20 protein-coding genes are annotated in these 19722 nt (G+C 46.4%); 1 reads left to right on the forward strand and 19 read right to left on the reverse strand.

Annotated elements, in window-relative coordinates; translation table 11 throughout:
• The first annotated feature begins 122 nt into the window (after positions 1–122).
• The gene (locus tag G7Y46_RS07755; protein ID WP_277424171.1) at positions 123–830 is read left to right on the forward strand and encodes a transposase; all 708 of its coding nucleotides are present in this window, start codon (positions 123–125) and stop codon (positions 828–830) included.
• Positions 831–1357: 527 nt separating this feature from the next.
• Here the strand turns inward: G7Y46_RS07755 and G7Y46_RS07760 are convergent.
• The 19 genes from G7Y46_RS07760 to G7Y46_RS07845 all read right to left on the reverse strand — a co-directional run bounded on the left by G7Y46_RS07760 (position 1358) and on the right by G7Y46_RS07845 (position 19717).
• The gene (locus G7Y46_RS07760; RefSeq protein ID WP_165253801.1) at positions 1358–1639 is read right to left on the reverse strand and encodes a hypothetical protein; all 282 of its coding nucleotides are present in this window, start codon (positions 1637–1639) and stop codon (positions 1358–1360) included.
• Positions 1640–2184: 545 nt separating this feature from the next.
• The gene (locus tag G7Y46_RS07765) at positions 2185–3429 is read right to left on the reverse strand and encodes a hypothetical protein (protein ID WP_165253803.1); all 1245 of its coding nucleotides are present in this window, start codon (positions 3427–3429) and stop codon (positions 2185–2187) included.
• Positions 3430–3545: 116 nt separating this feature from the next.
• Positions 3546–4205: a UDP-N-acetylglucosamine 2-epimerase gene (locus G7Y46_RS09185; protein ID WP_277424172.1), complete on the reverse strand. Its 660-nt coding sequence runs from the start codon at positions 4203–4205 to the stop codon at positions 3546–3548.
• Positions 4171–4527: a UDP-N-acetylglucosamine 2-epimerase gene (locus G7Y46_RS09190; protein ID WP_277424173.1), complete on the reverse strand. Its 357-nt coding sequence runs from the start codon at positions 4525–4527 to the stop codon at positions 4171–4173. The genes G7Y46_RS09185 and G7Y46_RS09190 overlap by 35 nt, the downstream gene beginning before the upstream one ends.
• Positions 4528–4603: 76 nt before the next feature.
• The gene (locus tag G7Y46_RS07775; protein ID WP_165253805.1) at positions 4604–5800 is read right to left on the reverse strand and encodes an NAD-dependent epimerase/dehydratase family protein; all 1197 of its coding nucleotides are present in this window, start codon (positions 5798–5800) and stop codon (positions 4604–4606) included.
• Entirely contained in the window at positions 5800–6825 is a 1026-nt protein-coding gene (locus G7Y46_RS07780) for a polysaccharide biosynthesis protein (RefSeq protein WP_206214196.1), read from the reverse strand. Before G7Y46_RS07780 ends, G7Y46_RS07775 begins: the two co-directional genes overlap by 1 nt.
• Before the next feature lie 41 nt (positions 6826–6866).
• Positions 6867–8162, reverse strand: a complete 1296-nt coding sequence (locus tag G7Y46_RS07785; protein ID WP_165253809.1) for a glycosyltransferase family 1 protein — start codon at positions 8160–8162, stop codon at positions 6867–6869.
• 24 nt (positions 8163–8186) lie between these two features.
• Positions 8187–9254 carry a glycosyltransferase family 4 protein gene (locus tag G7Y46_RS07790; RefSeq protein WP_241157100.1) on the reverse strand — a complete coding sequence of 356 codons (1068 nt, stop codon included), beginning with the start codon at positions 9252–9254 and terminating at the stop codon, positions 8187–8189.
• A 53-nt stretch (positions 9255–9307) separates the two neighbouring features.
• Positions 9308–10135 carry a sugar transferase gene (locus G7Y46_RS07795; protein ID WP_206214192.1) on the reverse strand — a complete coding sequence of 276 codons (828 nt, stop codon included), beginning with the start codon at positions 10133–10135 and terminating at the stop codon, positions 9308–9310.
• Positions 10110–10649 carry an antiterminator LoaP gene (gene loaP, locus G7Y46_RS07800; protein WP_241157101.1) on the reverse strand — a complete coding sequence of 180 codons (540 nt, stop codon included), beginning with the start codon at positions 10647–10649 and terminating at the stop codon, positions 10110–10112. Before loaP ends, G7Y46_RS07795 begins: the two co-directional genes overlap by 26 nt.
• 282 nt (positions 10650–10931) lie before the next feature.
• A complete protein-coding gene (locus G7Y46_RS07805; protein WP_165253813.1) occupies positions 10932–11564 on the reverse strand; it encodes a CpsB/CapC family capsule biosynthesis tyrosine phosphatase in 633 nt (210 codons plus the stop codon).
• Positions 11565–11566: 2 nt separating this feature from the next.
• Entirely contained in the window at positions 11567–12697 is a 1131-nt protein-coding gene (locus G7Y46_RS09085) for a CpsD/CapB family tyrosine-protein kinase (protein WP_206214193.1), read from the reverse strand.
• Positions 12697–13362 (reverse strand): Wzz/FepE/Etk N-terminal domain-containing protein, encoded by a 666-nt coding sequence (locus G7Y46_RS07815; RefSeq protein WP_165062707.1) that lies wholly within the window; start codon positions 13360–13362, stop codon positions 12697–12699. The genes G7Y46_RS09085 and G7Y46_RS07815 overlap by 1 nt, the downstream gene beginning before the upstream one ends.
• Positions 13363–13400: 38 nt before the next feature.
• Positions 13401–14567 carry an LCP family protein gene (locus G7Y46_RS07820; protein WP_165253815.1) on the reverse strand — a complete coding sequence of 389 codons (1167 nt, stop codon included), beginning with the start codon at positions 14565–14567 and terminating at the stop codon, positions 13401–13403.
• On the reverse strand, positions 14548–15426 hold the full coding sequence (locus G7Y46_RS07825; protein WP_165253817.1) for a class B sortase: 879 nt from the start codon (positions 15424–15426) through the stop codon (positions 14548–14550). Before G7Y46_RS07825 ends, G7Y46_RS07820 begins: the two co-directional genes overlap by 20 nt.
• A gap of 272 nt (positions 15427–15698) precedes the next feature.
• Positions 15699–16316, reverse strand: a complete 618-nt coding sequence (locus tag G7Y46_RS07830) for a hypothetical protein (RefSeq protein WP_165253819.1) — start codon at positions 16314–16316, stop codon at positions 15699–15701.
• Between the two features lie 200 nt (positions 16317–16516).
• Entirely contained in the window at positions 16517–16861 is a 345-nt protein-coding gene (locus G7Y46_RS07835) for a Veg family protein (RefSeq protein ID WP_165062703.1), read from the reverse strand.
• Positions 16862–16995: 134 nt separating this feature from the next.
• Positions 16996–17850, reverse strand: a complete 855-nt coding sequence (locus G7Y46_RS07840) for an HAD-IB family hydrolase (RefSeq protein ID WP_165253821.1) — start codon at positions 17848–17850, stop codon at positions 16996–16998.
• Between the two features lies 1 nt (position 17851).
• A complete protein-coding gene (locus G7Y46_RS07845) occupies positions 17852–19717 on the reverse strand; it encodes an ABC transporter ATP-binding protein (protein WP_206214194.1) in 1866 nt (621 codons plus the stop codon).
• Positions 19718–19722 lie beyond the last annotated feature (5 nt).

Below are 19722 nucleotides of genomic sequence, written 5' to 3' on the forward strand. Positions count from 1 at the left end.
TCGACAGATAGCCGCTGAACGGATGCGCTTGATCGCGCTGAATCCAATGGATCGGAGCCTAACCCCTGTCTGCGCAAATCAGGGGTTAGGCTCATATTGCCGCTTGACATCCCGATGGACATATGTGCTCTGACATGTACGACATCTATCTGAACGCAGCAAAGAAGTGGTGTAGGTTTGCTTGTATAGGAGTTGACCGGTTCCATGTTGCAAAGACCGGTGTCGGCTGCATGGACGATGCGAGGCGACGTTTGCAAAAGGGTGCAAGTAACGGAGCCGACATCAAGAGGCGCCACCGAAAGCTTGCGGCCAACCGGGGCAAGAGAAGACGTGAGCACGGAGACGCGCCATGGATTGAAGTAGAGAAGAAAACAATATGTAACATACTTGCCGTCTGCGATACCAAGCACTCTCACTTGCGGCAGGCCTACCTGACACTTCAGCTCTACTACATATGGCAAGACCATCACTGGAGTGACAGATGTGAATGCGAGAAGGCTCTTGATAACTGGATTAGCAAGGCAAGCGGACTTGAGGTGGCTGAGATGAGGCGCTTTGCCAAGACTGTCGCGAGATACAAACAGTACCTGGTAACCGCCACGATAAGCCATATCAACACAGCACGGGCAGAATCGACTAACGACAAGATCAAAGAACTCAAGCGCAAGAGCCGCGGGTTTGGAACCTTTAAGGAAACCAGAAGAAGGCTTCTTTTGGCCTTTGGTGCACCGAATGCTGTTGAGGGTGCTACCGCCTATATAAGAAGGAAGAAGGCCCAAGCTGCCGCAAGCGCCGCCGAACCTTCCAAGCGCAGGAAGAAGAAGCGCTAGGAAACGTGCGTGATACACCCCTTCGCGCGCAGGGCACCGCCTGTGCTCAAGGTCACATGATGTCGTTTTTCTAGTTGTAAAGCTGCGTCTCATAGTTTGTGTTTTGAAGCTCTTGATTGCTAGGGCATCTGATAGTGCGGTCAAAAACCTATCACTTTTCTTCTGAATCTGGTGTTGCTGCCTTAGATTGCATCTAAATTACCTGTTCAAGTTAATGTTTTTTGCATATCAGCAACACGATTTTCGGAAAGCCCCATTATCACCAAGCCAAATGCCAACAATCGTTGACATCAATAATACAAGCGGCAACTGTACAATAGAAAAAAATAAAATAAAGGCAGTGCCGCACTTAAATAGTCTTTTATCCAAGAAATACTCCCCTTGGACTTCGCCTTGGTAACAGCAGACCAAATCGGCGTCAGAGCCAGAACAAACAATCCACCCACTATCCCGATTAATTTGTAATAGATTTGATAGTCAACAATTTGAGCAAATCCGACAAAGTACGCAATGAATATCTCCTTGACCTAGAAAACCAATGCAAGCATAATCTGCAAGTAAAACAACGCACCACCTAGAGATATCACAAACCTAGCGCTTACGATACTAAAATAGCGCAAACTGAAAGTAACACCTAGACAATGCCTGACCACTACAATAAAGGTAGCCACTAATCCAAGAATATTATTTGCAACAGTAGCAACAATTGCCAAAATGACAATGTCATCTTCTGATGTGCTAGAAGGCACTACTAACAAGTACGCGAGAACGATAAGATTAGACAGCAGAATCAAGATACTAAGAATCACGGCTTTTGCATAGAATACAAAATATAGCTTACCATTACACTGAAAACATAACGCATACACCCAGCAAAGATACAAACACGGTAATTAACAGCGTATTACCAAAAATTGTTTCATCAGAAACCCCGAGAATCGCATACCAATCAACAACCATTATAAGAGACTCGATTTCACATAAGATTAATCTAGAGTCATCAATATAAGAAAATTATTCAAGAAACGTATCATGACCAACAAACTTGGAGGTGGGATACGCAGAGACGCTGTAGTTAGATAGATGAGTATTCATATAATTTTTAGAGTGATTCTCTGCATACAATTCTGCACCACACACAATCAAGCAAAATTTCCCAGTTTTCGTTTGAGAAATACAGCAGTCATCATCGCAATACGAGTATTCACTAAATTCAAAACACTGCACATTACAACGCTTACAGATTCTAATCTGCTAAGCAAGTTTCACACCATAGGCAAGAGTTGAGCTGCCCACTTCTCTATATCCATGAAGCACTTTATAGACATGATTTCTTGCACATTTGAAGAAGTCCTCAAGCATCATGTAAAACCTCCGGTCTATATCTAATTCCATCTAAACCTCGTTCAGACGACTCTTGCACATCAGCAGAATCCGAAATAGCAAAAGCAAGATAATAGACCGCAAAATTACCGAGAAGTATTTCCGTACCCACGTTCAAAACAACAAAGAATGCAACAACCATGCGCCCCTGAAGACCAGCATTTTTGAAGATGTAGGCAAAATATGCGATAAATACAACAAGACCCACTAATCCAAGACAAAAATATGTTCTTGCAAATCCAGGGAGATAATTCGTCGTCTCTTGCAAGCCTGCACCAAACAGGACGCCATAGAGGGTATCGCTCTCGGAGAACATATCGCCTAAAGCATAAAAACGAGTGCTGCCGCTAATGCCTCCGCCAAATGTTCGATTGATGAAATACTCCAAGATTCCCGAATAAGCTGCAACCATAGCTATAAGCAGTACGGACACAACTATAATTGCGCCCTTTTCCGCTTTAGCTCCCTTAGACGACTGCTTGCCGAAAAGGGCAAACGCAAGCCAAACTGCACATACAGCAATAATCCCAGTGGAAGACGCCGACACGAAACACACGAGTGAAAAGAAAACAGCGAACAGATACCTAGGACGAGAGTCCGAATTACCTTTACCCTCGGGAAACAAGCAGAGAATCAAGGGGAGAATTAGATAGCAGCATAAAGCCGCAGGCTCGTTGAGAATTGATTGACATCGGTATTTTAATCCAAAATTAACCTTGTTAGCTATTTCGATATCCATGTTCAAATCGCCCATGATAGTTAGAAATGGAATATACGTCGTCAGGACGATACCTGCAGAAGAAGCATAGACCTGCAATAATCCGTATGCAGCCACGACAACTGCAACGATAGACAAAGCGCGAATCGCAAATATTCTATCGAATAAATCTCTTGAAAACACAGCGAGTGCTGCATATATGAAAATCACCCTGAGACATGTACCAACCGAGTCAGACAAATCGGATCCAATTAACTGGGTATAATCAAGAACAATGTGGAAAAGTAAATAAGCGATTAGTACTAATAAAGGTAGAGCAAATCTCTTTCTCATTAAACCCACAAAGACAAATGAGTACAAACATAAAATAAGAAGAGCGAACTCGGATAGCGTTAATTGATTAACAAAAGGCGCTTGGTACCGATTAAAAATTGGATACACAACGACCAGAAGGCAAAACGCCTTTACAAGCCATGATGGTTTAGAAGCATCGCTCATTGCGATTCAGTTTTTCCTCCACATCATTTTATTCACCACACCGGTATAGGACTGGACGATCTTGACTGCCTTGTCAGATAGATATGTTTTCATCCGTACAGTTCGGAACAGGTAGGTCATGATGGCCGTCTTTCTCCATGAAAATCGCCATCCCCCACTGCTTGGAGCAGGCTCCTCTCATCAATCCCTGAGAGGATGAAGTATACCTTATTGAGCGCCTTGAAGCACTCAGTCGAGGTGCAGATGTACACCGCCAAGAAGAGTTGTCCGACGCTCACGAAGAAGGCAGACTTCTCGGGCAGTGTCCCCGAATCGCTGACCAAGCAGAATGCGTTCACCTGCAAGCAGTTATAGTCGGGGAATCCGAGTGGCTCGTGTTGGATTACACGCTTGTCTAGCTTGAAACCGTTGACCTTCAGTCTCTTGCGGCTCTTGGGGTGGCAGCTGTATAGAATCGGCATGTCGTACTTTTCTACCATCTTGTTGATAGCACTAAACAAACTCTCAAAGTTGGCTTGCGTGTCGATATTTTCTTCCCGATGAGCAGAAAACAAAATGTATTTGCTCTTCTCAAGACCAAGCTTGGCATGAATACCACTCGCGTTGATCTTGTCCAGATTCTTATAAAGAACTTCAGCCATGGGACTTCCGGTCACATAGGTGCGTTCCCTCGATAATCCCGCCTTAGTTAGATATCGTCTGGCATGTTCTGAGTAGACCAGATTGGCGTCTGAGATGATATCAACGATACGACAGTAGCCCCCTCGGGCAGGCACTCATCCTCACAGCGGTTGTCCGTCTCCATATGAAAAATCGGAATATGCAGTCGTTTGGCACCAATGACAGAGAGGCAGCTGTTGATATCCCCAGTACGAATACCGCGTCAGGTTCAACCTCAACTATGAGCTTGTAGCTTTTCGCGATGATATAGCCCATGGTTTCGCCGAGATCTTCGCCTACCGCATCTAGGTAGACATCGGACTCGTCGAGCTCTAGGTCATGGAAGAACACGCCGTTTAGGTTGTAGTCGTAGTTCTGACCCGTGTGCGCAAGTAGGATATCGAGGTACCTGCGGCACTTCTTGATGACCTCAGACAAGCGGATTACCTCAGGACACGTGCCAACGATAATAAGGAGCTTCAACCTGCCGTCATGTTTGGAGGACGTCATAGAGCTAAACCTCATCGAAGAAAGTGTCAGAGTTGACTGGATTAAAGACTTCGTTACAAGTCATGACCGTAACTAGGTCTTCGGTGTCACTTAGGTTGGTAATGTTGTGTGTCCAACCAGGAATCATATAAACGGCTTCTATCTTGTCACCAGATACCTCGAACTCAATCGTCTCACCGGTAACGATGTTGCGCTCTTGAATAAGCCCGTGTCCTTTAACAACGATGAAGATCTCCCACTTGGAACTGTGCCAATGCTGACCTTTGGTAACGCCAGGCTTAGATACGTTGACAGACACCTGACCACAGTCTTGAATATGAACGAGCTCAGTAAAGCTACCCCTCTTATCAGTGTTCATCTTGAGCGAGTACTTGAACCTTTTCGCGGGTAAGTAGGTAAGGTAGAGCGAATAGAGTTTCTTCTCAAAAGAGCCTTCCGGCATCTTCGGCATGAGAAGCGTTTCGGGTTGTGCCTTAAACTCTTGAAGGAGTTCCACAATGTATCCTAGTGTTGCCTTGTGAGTAGTCGGCACATAGCAGTAGCGACCCTCGTTGCTAGGAACTACCTCTACCCCATCGTATTCACAGCGTTGTTCTTTGTCTTCCAAGAGGTCGAACATCCCCTGCACAAGGTCATCGACGCAGAGAAGCTCAAGTTCTACACTCGAATCATTTACCTCGAAAGGCTTATCGTTTGCTATAGCCCAGCAGAAGGTAGAGACAGCCGAGTTGTAGTTAGGACGGGAATGCCCCATGAGATTCGGGAAGCGATAGATAGCTACCTTTACCCCGGTTTCTTCTCCATAGGCAAAGAAGAGCTCTTCGCCAGCCTTTTTACTCTTGCCATACTCACTTTTTCCGAACCGCCCGGCGAGTGTTGCCTGCACACTTGAGGCCAGCATAACCGGGCAGGTATTGTCAGCAGCCTTAAGCTTATCGAGTAACTCACTTGCAAACCCGAAATTGCCCTCCATAAAGTCAGCTGGGTTTTCAGGGCGATTCACACCAGCGAGGTTGAACACGAAGTCACATTCTTTGCAGTAGACCTTAAGTTCTTCGCTAGTTGAGTCCAAATCATACTCAAAGATTTCTTCAATTTGTAGGTTCGGCCGAGTGTAGTCCCTATCATCTCGCAGATTCTTAAACGCATGACAAAGCGCTGTTCCCGCCATACCCTTGGCTCCAGTAACGAGCACTCTCACTATTGCACCGCCTCACATTCGCGACCCTCAAGCGCAAGTTGTACGTACTCGGCAGTCTTAATCTTTGCGACCGTGCCTGCCACGCCAAGCCTTTTCGTGTTGTGTGAAGTGTAGGCTTCTGCCGCCATTGTCTTTACTTCACCGTCTACCACAAACTTGTCGTAGTTGAGATCACGCGTGTCAGCATGTATACGGTAGTAGTTACCCATGTCCTCTGCACGAAGCCTCTCTTCACAGGTCATGAGCGTCTCGTAGAGCTTTTCTCCATGGCGGGTACCGATGACCCGTGTGCCTGTATATCCAAAGACTTCCTGCACCGCTTCAGCCAAGTCTGCAATGGTAGATGCTGGAGCCTTCTGAATGAAGAGATCCCCTGGGTTAGCATGCTCGAAAGCAAAGCAGACAAGCTCTACTGCTTCATCTAAATTCATGAGAAAGCGTGTCATATGAGGATCTGTTATCGTAAGTGGTATACCTTTGCGAATGCAATTGATGAAAAGTGGGATTACACTACCACGTGAGCACATAACATTTCCGTAGCGGGTACAGCAGATGGTGGTACCTGCCGCAGCTCCGTTTCTGGCATTCGCGTAGATGATAGACTCCATCATAGCCTTTGACTTACCCATGGCGTTGATGGGGTATGCCGCCTTATCAGTTGACAAACACACCACACGCTCCACCCCTTCAGCAATGGCTGCATGTAACACGTTATCGGTGCCGATGACATTGGTCCTCACCGCTTCCATGGGAAAGAACTCGCAAGAAGGCACTTGCTTAAGAGCTGCTGCATGAAACACGTAATCAACACCGTACATGGCGTCGCGCACCGACTGCGAGTCGCGCACGTCCCCAACGAAGAAACGCACTCTATGAGCCGCGTCGGGCTCGATCCTCTGCAGGCGGTGCCGCATGTCGTCCTGTTTCTTCTCGTCGCGGGAGAAGATACGAATTTCGTCTACATCGAAGTCGAGGAAGCGCCTGAGTACTGTAGACCCGAACGATCCCGTACCACCAGTAATCATAAGGGTTTTACCGGAAAATGAAATCAAAACCTACCCTTTCATTACCACTTTTCTCTAATATTTGCTTTAAGTCCATTATCGAGTCTGTAGTAGAAATCCTGAAGCATCAACGTAGTAGAACGCAAATCAAAACCAGCTTCAATAACCTTGTCGGCCGATGAAAAACGGTCTTCCGTGCAAGTCGTACAGCAAGCCTCAGCCCAAATCCGAGGACAATCATTGAGGCTAAGACTTTGACAGAGAGGCGCAACAACACGAACATCTCTAGGAATATTCTTAGAATAGACACAAGGAAGCCCCGATGCTTGCGCTTCCACGAGTGAGATACCTAATCCCTCATTCAAAGAAGGGAACAGGAAGACGTCCATCACTTGGTATAGCCTGTTTACATCTAACCTTGTCCCTAAGAACAAGACGGAATCTTCGATGCCGCGCTCAGTTGCTAGTTGTTTAACACTGTCAAATAGAGGTCCGTCCCCAGCCAATACGAGCTTGGCAGATGGAATCAACATCAGGATCTCACAGAATACGTCGATAATAAAAGGGTGGTTCTTTTGCTCAACAAACCTGCCGACATGACCCACGACAAAGGCATTACCCGGTATACAGAGCTCATTTCTCACGTCAGTGCAAACCTGACTACTGAATCGAAATCTCTCGACGTCTATCGCATTGGCGATTACAATCAACTTGTCTGAAGCAGCGAGCCTCTTCCCGTAGAGAAATTCACCCGCTTTATTAGAGCAAGCAAAATAGAAATCTGCCTGCCTTCGCAGGGGTAGCTCAAAAATTCTTTTTATAGCACCGCTGAAGCCTGGAGCTTCAGCGGTGCTATGACTATGTATGATGGTCTCAATTCCCCTTCGCTTTGCTATAGGTAAATATAATGATGCCGTACTGCGCACATGGCTGTGCAATACGCGCCACTCCGGATGTTCATCTAGGAGTTCGCGCCATTGTCGCCGATAAGCAACAAGGTTCGTTCCTCGAAAGGATTGTAGCTCAAAGACACGACCCCCAAGAGACTCTATCTCGTCCCTATAGCAGAGTTCACCAGGATGCTCGATGACGAAGTCAAACTGAACCCGCGAACGGTCGATATTACGATAAAGGTTCATAACAAAAGCTTGAGAACCGCCAATATTGAGACTTCCTATGGCATGAAGAATCCTCGATGAAGTCTCATCGGCTCCATCAAGTATCGCTCGTATCGGTAAACTCAATGTTCCTCCGCTGCAAAAAGATAGCTCTGAAGGTAAATCCTCCTTGACAATACCATCAGCCGCGATAGCAACTCCATCGTCAATACAGATACCACACAAGACGATGCGGCGCACGCCGATTCAGCAGTTTTCGCCAATTTAAGCCGCAAAATCTATCTCCATAATCTTGCAAATCACATCATTCACCTTGCAAACATTGAAAATATCCTCCGCCATTCGTCTGCTTGCCTTTGCCGTATTCTCTGCAAATTCTGGCGCTTCAATCAACTTAATCATGGATGATGCAATTTCGTTTGGTTGTTTTGGCGACACAAGGAAACCGTTTTCACCATCGCGCACTACCTCGCGACAACCTACAGCATCCGCCATTATCAGTGGTCGTCCTGTCGCCATAGCTTCAAGAGCGGCTTTTGGCGTGCCCTCACCATAATAACTAGGCAAAACAAAACAAGAACACTTTTCTAAAAACGGACGAACATCCGATTGCTCTCCATGAAAAACAACTGTCTTATCGTCAATATATGGCTGTAAATCATTTAGCTTAAGAGCAGTTGGATTGCTATCAAAAGGACCAACAATATGGAATTCTACATTTGGATATGCTTTCTTTACCAAACGTGCAGCTTGAAGATAATCAAGCACTCCCTTGCCCTTCACCAAACGCCCAACAAATAAAAATGAGGGCTGTGCTGGCATTGGCTTACATTGAAACCTATCAAGATTTACGCCCGAACCATGAACCATAACTGCTTTTTCCCTGTTGGGAATAATCTTTAAATGCTCAAATGTAGCTACATCATCTTCATTTTGAAAGAATATTCTTTTGGCATACTTTAATGCTGCTCTATATTCAGCTGATACTATTATTCGAATAATCATATTTTTGAGCCCATCACTTCGAAAAATAGACCCAAGCCCACCCATCATCACATATATATCTTCAATTCCTGCGCTATGCGCAGCCATACATCCATATATATTTGACTTTGCCTGATAAGTGAAAACCTTGTCAGGTTGCTCTTGATGCAATATGGAAAAGAGATTCCTTTTTGTCTTTATATCGGCAACTGGATTTAATCCATTTCGAGAAATAGAATAACTCCGATAGCTCACCTTATGAGCATTAAAATACTCTCTCCATACGCCTTCGGGTTCATCCCCTAAAACAACAACACGGCATCCCCGATAAACAAACTCATCAATCATATCAATACGAAAGCGCTGGATAGTATTTGTAGCTGCAGTTATTACAGCTATCTTCATCGTGCACCCTCATGCGTAAATAGCACGGAAATTGTTTGGCATATCAGCTTAAAATCTAGCCATAAGTTACGCGACTCGATGTATTCAATATCTAGGCGTGCTTTTTCCTTGGGCAGTAGATCGTAGCCGCCGCGTACTTGGGCTAGACCAGTTATGCCCGGACTTATCAGCGTGCGCTGATCCCAGCCAATTATCTTCTTTCTGAATTCATCGCAAAATATTGGACGCTCGGGTCTAGGTCCTACAAGAGACATATCGCCCTTAATCACATTCCAAAATTGTGGCAATTCATCAAATCGGCTCATACGTAATTTCTTACCAAACAATGTAATACGCGGGTCATCATCTTTTGCCCACTGAGCACCACGCACTTCGGCATCATCACACATAGTACGAAATTTATACACATTAAAAAGTTTGCCGTCTTTTCCAACACGGCACTGTTTGTAAATTGCAGAACCTGCAGATTCATGCTTAATTTTCGCAGCAATAATTGCCATAGGAATAGACAAAATAATAAGCGCAACACAACACGCAATTACATCAAGCACACGTTTCGCGACACAGTAAACAAATCCACCAGCAATTCGCTCAACTTCTGGCAAAACAACAACATCACTATCGGGCAGCAATGCAGACAAAACATTGGGTGCTATCTTACTTTCATCTTCGCTAACAGCGGCATCTACAAGATCGCTTGTGTCAATTACCGCAGCACCCATCGCAGCGTCAACGTCGATGTCGCCACCCATCACAACAGCGCCGCCGACAGCAGCTGCTTCAACTCTATTCAATTTGTTAAGGCTTTCGCCCAATAATGCCAAGCCCAACCTTTGTTTCTATTGTTCGTCCGAACATTTGCATTTCCAGATATGCCAGACGCTTTCTCCTGTTTATGCTCTTTATCCAGCCCACATGATTCATTAAAGGTCCTTTAAGGATTACTATCTTGTCTCCCTCTATTACGCCCTCAGACATGCCAATTACACGCTCACCCTCTTCTGTGAATGCACTCATCCATGCCACTTCGCCGTTGGTAAGAGGCATAATGCCTTCGCAGTCTTCGCAACCACCAAGCAGCCGCGTAAAAGCTGGCACTTTATAAAGCACCGTCTTCAACTCAGTAACATTCGCCGTTACAACAATTAAATACCCCGGAAACAACACCCGCATTCGTCTAACCCATTGCCCGCGAAAGTGAATCATTGTCTCGTAGCGCGGCACAAAGCACTCGTGCAGCAGCTCAGCCACACCTTCCGTGCGCTCTATAAGCTTGCAAGCCTGCTCTTCAAACCCAGCTCGAACTTGAACCACATACCATTTGTTTTCTATCTTCACGCAAATGTCTCCTTTGCGGCACAATACCGATACTTTGCAGCGCCCATCGGCACACCACCAGCACAACATCACAAACAAAGGCAAGGCTTCGCCATTTCCCCGCAGGGCTTAAGACCAGATAAAGCACAATATTCGTTAGCAAGACGCACACGCGGCATCATCTTGCCTATAAAAAGTGTAAATGAACGTTTACATTTTATTGCAAAATTGCGCACCATACCACACTTCACAATGCGGTTTTGATAAATGGCTATCCCCTTCTTTGTTAGTGGCTTTTATCGCCTAATACATCCTTGCTTCCGACATTGCCTCGCGATAATCGGCGTAGTCTTCGGCGCAATGCGCATCCGATGCAACATAATCGACAAGCCCCTCTTTCAACAAATTTATGGCTGTCTTTCTGCTGGCTTTTAATCGACCCGCAGAAATGAAATTACCGGAAAGCTGCAACAAGCAACCAAGCTCTTTCAGCTCGTAAGCTATATCAATATTGTGTTGAATTGGCTGATAGCGCTCTGGATGCGCAATTATTACCTGAATTCCCTGACCTTGCAGCTCGTATATTATGCGCTGCCAATTTGCCGGCATCTTGCCTACCGAAAATTCCAGCAGCATTAAATTCGTGCCCTCAAAGCACAAATCTGGCGCACAATCCAGCCCAAGCTCCATCAGCTTTTGCCAATGCACTTCAAACCCAAGATCTAGGCGAATTCCCTGCCGTTCAGCCTGCGGACGCAACTCGTCGTATCGCACGCATATCATATCGTAATTAAACGACGAAGACTTACAATGCGGCGTACAAACTATATGGTTAATCCCGCTGCGCTTAGCCTCGGCTAACATAGCCAAAGACTCGCGCATATCCCGGGCGCCATCGTCCACGCCCGGTAAAATATGACAGTGCAAATCGAACAAGATTATCGCCTCATTCTAAGCCGAGGATTCTTTGACCCGGGCACGCTTCCGGGCGGTCTGAATGCCCCGGGCGGGAATGGATTCGAATTAACAGAGCCGCGCTGCGGCGGAATCTGCTCGCTATCATACCCGTCACTTCCCTGCGATACAGCGTCGAATTCAGGTTCGTAAGCCCGCCTGTTAGCGGCTCTGTTGTCAGCCGACTGCTTGCCACCGCCGCGGTCGCCACCGCCACGGTCGCCACCGCCGCGGTCGCCACGGTCGCCACCACCACCGCCGCCGGCACCTCCACCACCTCCGCCGCCGCGCTTACCACCCGACGCACGCTTCTTCCGCGGGTTAGAATCTTTGCTGCTAATTCCAGCTTTACGCGCCCAAACGTCAATATCATCACTAACCAAATCGCGCGATGCCGTGGCAAGCGGCTGCTGCTCCATCTTGCTCTTGTTCACGCGCTTACCCTCTTGGTTGTAATACGCGTAGTAGTAATCGCTTTCAGCGTCTTTCGTAAAAGTCATCACGGCACCAAGAATGCGTGCGTTCGCCGCGCGCAACTGCTGTATGCTGTCGCTAATTGCCTTCTTCTTGGTGCTATTCTGTCGCACCACCAAAAGCACCCCGTCCGCCAAGCTGGAAATAATAGCCGCATCTACAAATGCGCCAAGCGGCGGCGTATCTATAATCACATAATCGAAGCGTTCTCTAAGCGACTCAAGCAACGCATCGAAGCGCCTAGTAGACAAAATATCTGGCGGCGAGGGAATATTCGGCTCGCCATCCATAAAGAACAGATTCTTATACTTCGTAGCCGAAATAGCCGAATCTATCGAAACACTACCCGATATAACCGCGTAAATGCCATCTTTCGGATGAAGATCTAGCATAGCCCCAAGGCTGCGGCGGCGCATATCGCAATCCATTATTAAAACGCGCCTACCGGAACTAGCCATCGCACACGCCAAGTTAGAAGACACGGTAGATTTACCCTCGTCCGGCGTAGACGACGTTACAACAATGGTTTTTACAGGCTCGTCCACCGATGAAAAGCGCACATTAGCAAGCAGTGTTTTAGCCGCATTGCGCAAGCCTGAAATTTCAAATTGCCCAATCTTTTTACGGTTTTTCTTACCCATCAGCGGCCCTTCTTAACAGTAGGCATATTGCCAAGCACTGGAATACTGAACAGTTGCTCGAATTCCTCATCCGATTTCACCGTAGTATCCAAAAGGTCTTGCAACACAATTATTGCCACAGCCAAAAACAGACCGGCCAGCGCGCCAACCAACGTATACAAAATACGGTTTGGTCCGGAAGGCGCAGTAGGCACCTTAGCCTCGTCGATAATATTCACCGCGCGCAAGTCCATAATTTCCACCGCGGCATCGGCTGTTTTCTCGGCAAGTTCGTTTGCCACCATAGCAACAGCTTCCGGTCGCTTGCCCGTAACCAGCAGCGTAATAACGCGGTTTGTGGTTTCAGACTGCACTTCTATTTCGAAATCGTCTAAATTGCTCATGCCTATGGCGTTTGCGGTGTCTTCCAAAACCCCATCCGATTCCACAAGCACCGCAAGGTCGTTAGCCAGCTGCTGCGATGCCGCCATATCGGCGCTGGACAAACTAGATTGCCCCGACGCATCATCGCTTTTTGTAAGCACGTAAAGCGACATGGTAGATGTATATTCATCCGCCATAAAACCCCAACAATATGCCGCCGTTCCCAAGCCACACAAAAGTGGAAAAATTACCACCAAGTACCACTTTTTTCGAATAAGCCCAAGAAGCTCCAGCAGAGTCATAGCCTATTTCCCCTAACTTTCCCGCGGCATCCGCGAAGCTAATCCACTTGCGTGTAATACACATCCAATACCGTCTGATAAACGCTATCTTTGTCCAAATAAAACTCGGCGTAGGTATCCCCTTGTTTCATCGTGCCCGAAAGCGACTTGAAATCCACCGCAGATACCCCATTGTTCAAAACGCAATTAGCAAGGTAAGTAAATTCGCTTAAGCCCAAATTTGTTATGGAATACTCAGACAAGGTGTTATACAGTTGCACAATCAAGCCAGCATCGCCCTTAGCAGCCGTAATTACTTGGCTTGCGAATGCCTGTGCGAATTGAATCTGACGCTCTTGGCGTTGAAGCGACGCATCTACATTGCTGTGCGAACGCCAGCGCACATATGCCAAAGCGTTTTCACCAAACAACACAATTGGCTTGCCTTCAGCTATCTTAGTATTCGGAATTGATGCAGAAGGCACAATAGACACACCCCCTATCGCATCGGAGAGTGCGCCCACGCCGCTCATATCTAGCGCCATGTAATAATTGATAGGCATGTTGTATAAAACGCGCGCAGCAGCTTTTGTGGTTAGCTCGCAACCTTCTTCTTTGGAATTGCCATAGCTAAACGCCAAGCAAATTTGCATCTGGTCCATGCCGGAATACGAACCGCTAAGGTATTCAGCCACATCTACCATTGAATCGCGCGGAATAGCTATTATTGACGTTTCGCCCGTACTGGTATCCATCGCCAGAACCATAATTGTGTCAGCCTGACCCACCTGACCTTTGGCTTCTCTGGCTTCTGTCGAGTCGTACCCAATAAGGCACACACTGGTCATATTCTCTTTCAACTGATAAGTATGACCGTTGTAAGTAACTGTTTTTCCTTCATCATAGGAAACGCCTTCAGTGTTAATGTCTTGCGCTTCTTGCACCAAATTGTTTTCGCCAGCAGCAATAAGTGCGTTATATGCGAACGCGACACCACCAATTATCAGAACAAGAGCAACAGCCACTATAACGGCAATACGAATGCGCCTGTTGCGCCGCTTATGATGCTTGCGCCTGCGCCTTATTAACACTTCTTCCTGCATGGTTTCTGCAGCGCCAGAAGCCCCTGTAGCGCCCGCAACCTCTTGTCCACCGCGCGGTACATGTATTTCTGCGCGCTTAAAGGGGTTTCTTTTGTTTTTATCGCTATTTAGTGAGCTGGTCATCTACTAGAACTCCCGTCACAATATAGCGTTTGCTATTATTCCCATCGCTTGTGCATGTGCTAAGCTGAACAATCTTGTCATCGTCAGCCAGCATGGCGCCCTCTCGAACATTGCGAACAAGCGAATCTGGATTCATAACATAGTCAAAGTAGCTTCGTTTAACAGCATCGTCGCTAAAATCAAAAGAATTCATTATGTGGCGATCGTCATACTGATACGCCGACACCACTTCATAGGTAAGAATATGCCCGGGCGTGTAAATATAGAAATTCTCGTGAGTGTCAAAAAATTCCTTATCTTCAAAATAATGAAGCTGCGTAAACATTATGTCGCCGCTATAGTTATGCCCATACAGCACCGTAACCGGATCGAAAAAATCGCGACCATTTATGCTTTGCGAAAAAACTTCGCCCGCATCGGCATAATTGCCGTACCTATCGTGCTTGAGATAATAAGTATCGTCAGTAGAGCTTTGATAAACAGCCAAATTAATACTTGTACCGGGTATATATATCCAAGCATATGTGTCTTCATTTTCAGATTGAAGCTCGGCGAAATTTATAGGGTTGTCAGGCAATTCGCCCTGCTCTGCGCTGTTCGTAGTTGCAGGCACGGGCGTATTTACGCTACGGTTAGAAGCGTTCTGCATTTCTATAGTTTGCCATATTAAGAAACCTGCCACGCAAACTACCACAGCAACAAGAACAACCAGCGCTACTGTTAGCACACGCCGCAGACCGCGTTTAGACAGGCTTGCCGAGGCACCCTTAACATGCCTAGGCTTCAAATCATGGTCTGACGAAAGACGTGAAGAAGCGTCTTTGCGCAGATTCACTTTGTTGTCTCTCTCGTCTGCCATGCGACAATTTGTCTCCTATGTTATCCGGTCGCCTTCTTAGATATAAAACCTGCATACAAAACCTGCGAACACCAGTCTTCACAAGCGCATTGCGCCAATTAAATACCGCAATTAAGAAGCAAGCGCATTGCGCCAACCCAATGCCTCAATTAAGGAATGCTCTTGTGAACACCGATTAATTGACCCCACCACACAAGATGGAGACTCGAACAAACAAGCCTCCATCTCATAATTGCAGTCAGATTAATCGAAACGCAATTTTCGGCGATTATTTATTCGCTTACCTTTTTGCGAAGAACAGCAACACCGCAAGCAGAAACTGCAGCAGCAACGCCAACGCCACCAACAAAGCTCATGTCAATGCCAGTTTTCGGAGACTTGTCGCTCTTGTCAAGCGTAGCCTTTACAACATTGTTGAAAGTGCTGTCAGCCTCGGTAACACCTTCCGGCCAACCATCAACAATAGTGAATGTAGACAGACCCTTAACGGTGAAGTTAAGCATGCCGTTAGCGCCAACTTTTACATACTGTACATCTTTTGTGCCATTGCCATGCTGAATGTAAACAGTAACTTTGTTGCCTTCTGCCTTGCCCTTAGAAGAAAGATCGAAAGACAGGGTAACACTCTTACCATTTGTCCAACCATTGTTGTCGGTAACTTCGATATTAGCAAGCGGCTCAACACCTTCAGGGGTTCCCTCTGCAACCTCAGTAGCCTCTTCAATGTAGATCTTATCATCAGCAGTCTGACCGGGGATGCTAACTTTAATTTCCACATCTTCAACTGTATTTTCATTTCCTTCATTTGCCGGGCTAGGCGCAGCAAATGCAAGTGTTGGCAGACCTGCAACAAGTGCAGCTGCAAACAACGCTGATACTATCTTTTTCATTTAAACCCCTTTTTCTCTGCTTCTGTTTTGTTGGGTTAATTACATACAACAATAAAGTGTAAATGGGCATTTACATTTTTGCAAGGAAAAATCTGTAAACAGCGATTTACAAATAGGCAACAAAAAAAGGCGAGCACAAAACGTACTCGCCACAAAACTAAATAAAAACTAGCTTATGCCAAAAATAAGCATTTGCCTGCTTAGGCTAAAACACGCTCTTCATCTTCAAAAAGCTCTAAATTTGCAGGCTCGGGTTCCGGCAAAGAATCGTCTATAAACTGACCAAACAGAGGCTCTCCACCCTGAGAAAGTTCCACCGTACCAGTAAGCACATCGGCATACTGATATGATTGGCGCGCTTTACGACCGCGCTTTCTCTCAACCTCCATAATGAATAAGCGCGGATGAACTTGTGTCAAAATTCCTTCGCTTTCCACAATTTTTGAACGCCCCATATTGGCACGCACTTTAATACGCTGACCCACAAAATCGCGAAGCGTATCATGAATAGAATCGACTATTTTCGCTTGTTTCGTTAAGTCCATTTTGTCCTCTTCGGCTCATATATGCTTTTATTCAAAATTCTCAGCGCAGAATAATACAGCCTAGGACGCGAAATGACAATTGGCGAGGGTGAACGGCATTTTCATGGCGCCACTTTTAAGGTTTATTTAAGAAATTACTGCCAATCTAATATTTCCCAACCGCGCTGCTGCGCAAATCGCCTTAACTTGCCATCTGGGGTTACTGCGCAAGGATGAGTTGCTGCCTCTAGCATTGCCACATCGCTAAAATGATCGCCGTATGCCCAGCCTAATTCCCAATTGCCTTGCCCAAAATACTTGTTGGCAAACTGCTCAAGCACGATTATCTTATCTGGACCTTCAGTGGTTAAACCATTTACCTGATCGGTATAGCAACCCTGTTCATCTATTTTCATGCGACTAGCAAGCGCAAATTCTATGGGATGATCTAGCATAGCAGCTGCTATTATCGGCTCAAACGATGCCGACACAAGAACAACCACATGCCCAGCCTGCAAGTGCGCATGCATAGCGGCATCAGCATCTGTGCGATACATCGGCGCTATTTTGTTTTTATAAAACTTGCACAGATAGTCGTTTGTAGTGGCGGCAGATAAACCCTTGAACGCACTAAACACGCGCGTGCGCACGCCTTCCCCATCTTTCGGCAAATTCAGCTTATAAGCCAAACCCCACAAAGCTATGCGTAAAAGTTTATATGGAGGAATGCGGCGCGCCCGTGCACACGCATCTACTAATTTCTTGGGCGACGAGCCACTTATACAAGTGCCATCAAAATCGAACGCCGCTATCGTTACACGCTGCGGCGCATTGCCGTGCAAGTTTTGCAGATTCTCTGGCACTAAGCGCTGCGCCGCTATGGCTTCTTCTGTAACACGCACTATGCCCGCCGGCAATAACGTTTCTCTGTTGCACAATGGCGCATCGTCTGTATTTGGCGCAGCAAATTCAGTCATTTCTTCTATTTGATTGATGCCGTCGTTTGGCATCTCACTCTCCTGTGTCGTCAAAGTCTGCGAACTGTGAATTATACAGCTCGGCGTAGAATCCACCAAGCTCAAGTAGCTGTTCATGTGTACCTTGCTCAATTATGTCGCCATGGTCCATAACAAGTATTAAATCGGCATTCTTAATTGTGGATAGCCTATGCGCTATTACAAACGATGTACGACCTTGCATCAGCTTATCCATAGCCTGTTGAATGCGTGCTTCAGTTCGAGTATCCACCGAACTTGTAGCTTCATCTAATATAAGCATCTGCCGGTCAGCCAAAAGCGCACGAGCTATGGTAAGCAGCTGCCGCTGACCTTGGCTTAAATTGGAACCATCTTCACTTATTTCAAAATCGTAACCACCGGGAAGCGTGCTTATAAAATGATGAGCCCCTGTAGCCCGAGCCGCTTTTTGCACTTCTTCGTCGCTAGCCTCAAGTCGCCCATAGCGTATATTTTCGCGTATTGTGCCCTTGAACAGCCATGTATCCTGCAACACCATAGAGAAAAGCTGGCGAAGTTCGGTGCGTTTCATTGCGTCTATATTAAGCCCATCTATTGTTATGCTGCCAGAATCCACATCGTAGAAGCGCATTAGCAGCTTCACTATAGTGGTTTTTCCGGCACCCGTAGGACCAACTATAGCCACCGTCTGACCGCAACCTATTTGAGCAGAGAAGTCTTTTATTACAGGCTCGTCTGGCTTATATCCAAACCGCACATGATCAAACTCAACATTGCATGTTGGCTTATTTTCATCAGAAATTCCTGCGTCGGCATCTTCCGCAGGTAATTCCGGTAGTGCCAGAAATTCAAAAATACGCTCAGCCGCTGCAGCTAATTGCTGCAATACATTACTAACTTGCGCCAATTGTGTTATTGGTTGCGTAAAATTCTTTACATACTGAATGAACGCCTGAATATCGCCTACAGTTATAACACCGCGCGCGGCAAACATTGCGCCCGATATAGCCACAGCAACATATCCTAAATTTCCCACGAAATCCATTGCTGGCTTCATTAAGCTAGATAAAAATTGCGCTTTCCACCCCGCCTCAAATAGCTCGTCGTTGGCATCGTTATAGCGCTTGGCGGTTTCGTCCTCTTTGCCAAATGCGCGCACTACAGCATGCCCGCTAAACGTTTCCTCTGCCTGAGCATTCACTTTGCCCAGAAGTTCTTGTTGCGCATAAAAATGTTTCTGCGAGCGCTTCACTATTAACATAACTAGCAGAAGTGAAATAGGCACCGTAATAAGAGCAATAAGCGTCATAGCCCAATTTATAATTAGCATCATAACAAGCACGCCTACAACTTGAACGATAGACGTTATCATTTGCGTTATGCCTTGGTTCAAGCTTTGCCCCAGTGTATCTACGTCATTTGTTATGCGCGAAAGCGTGTCGCCTGTGGAATTGCCGTCAAAGTAACCGAACGGCAGCCGATTTATCTTTTCCGCTATAGCGTTGCGAAGCCTGTAGCAAGTTTGCTGGCTAACATAAGACATGGTCCACATTTGAACCCAGTTACATACAGCCGAAAAAGCATACAGCGCAAGTGTGGTTAGAAGAATGCGCCCAACAGTGTCGAAGTTAATTCCGCCGGTACCTTCAATACGCTCAACCACACCATTGAAAATAACAGTAGTAGCTTCCGATAGCACCTTAGGTCCAATTATGCTGAACACCACAGAACCCACCGCAAAAGCCAGAATTAACAGCAAATGCCACTTAAACTGACCCATAAATGCCAGCATTTTCTTCATGGTTCCCTTGAAGTCGCGAGCTTTTTCGCCCGGCATCATACGAGCGCCGGGACCATGCGGACCATGTGGGCGTGCACGCCTAGCGGTGCGCGGCGACATTGTGC

Source organism: Adlercreutzia sp. ZJ304, assembly GCF_011039075.1.
Lineage (GTDB): Bacteria > Actinomycetota > Coriobacteriia > Coriobacteriales > Eggerthellaceae > Adlercreutzia_A.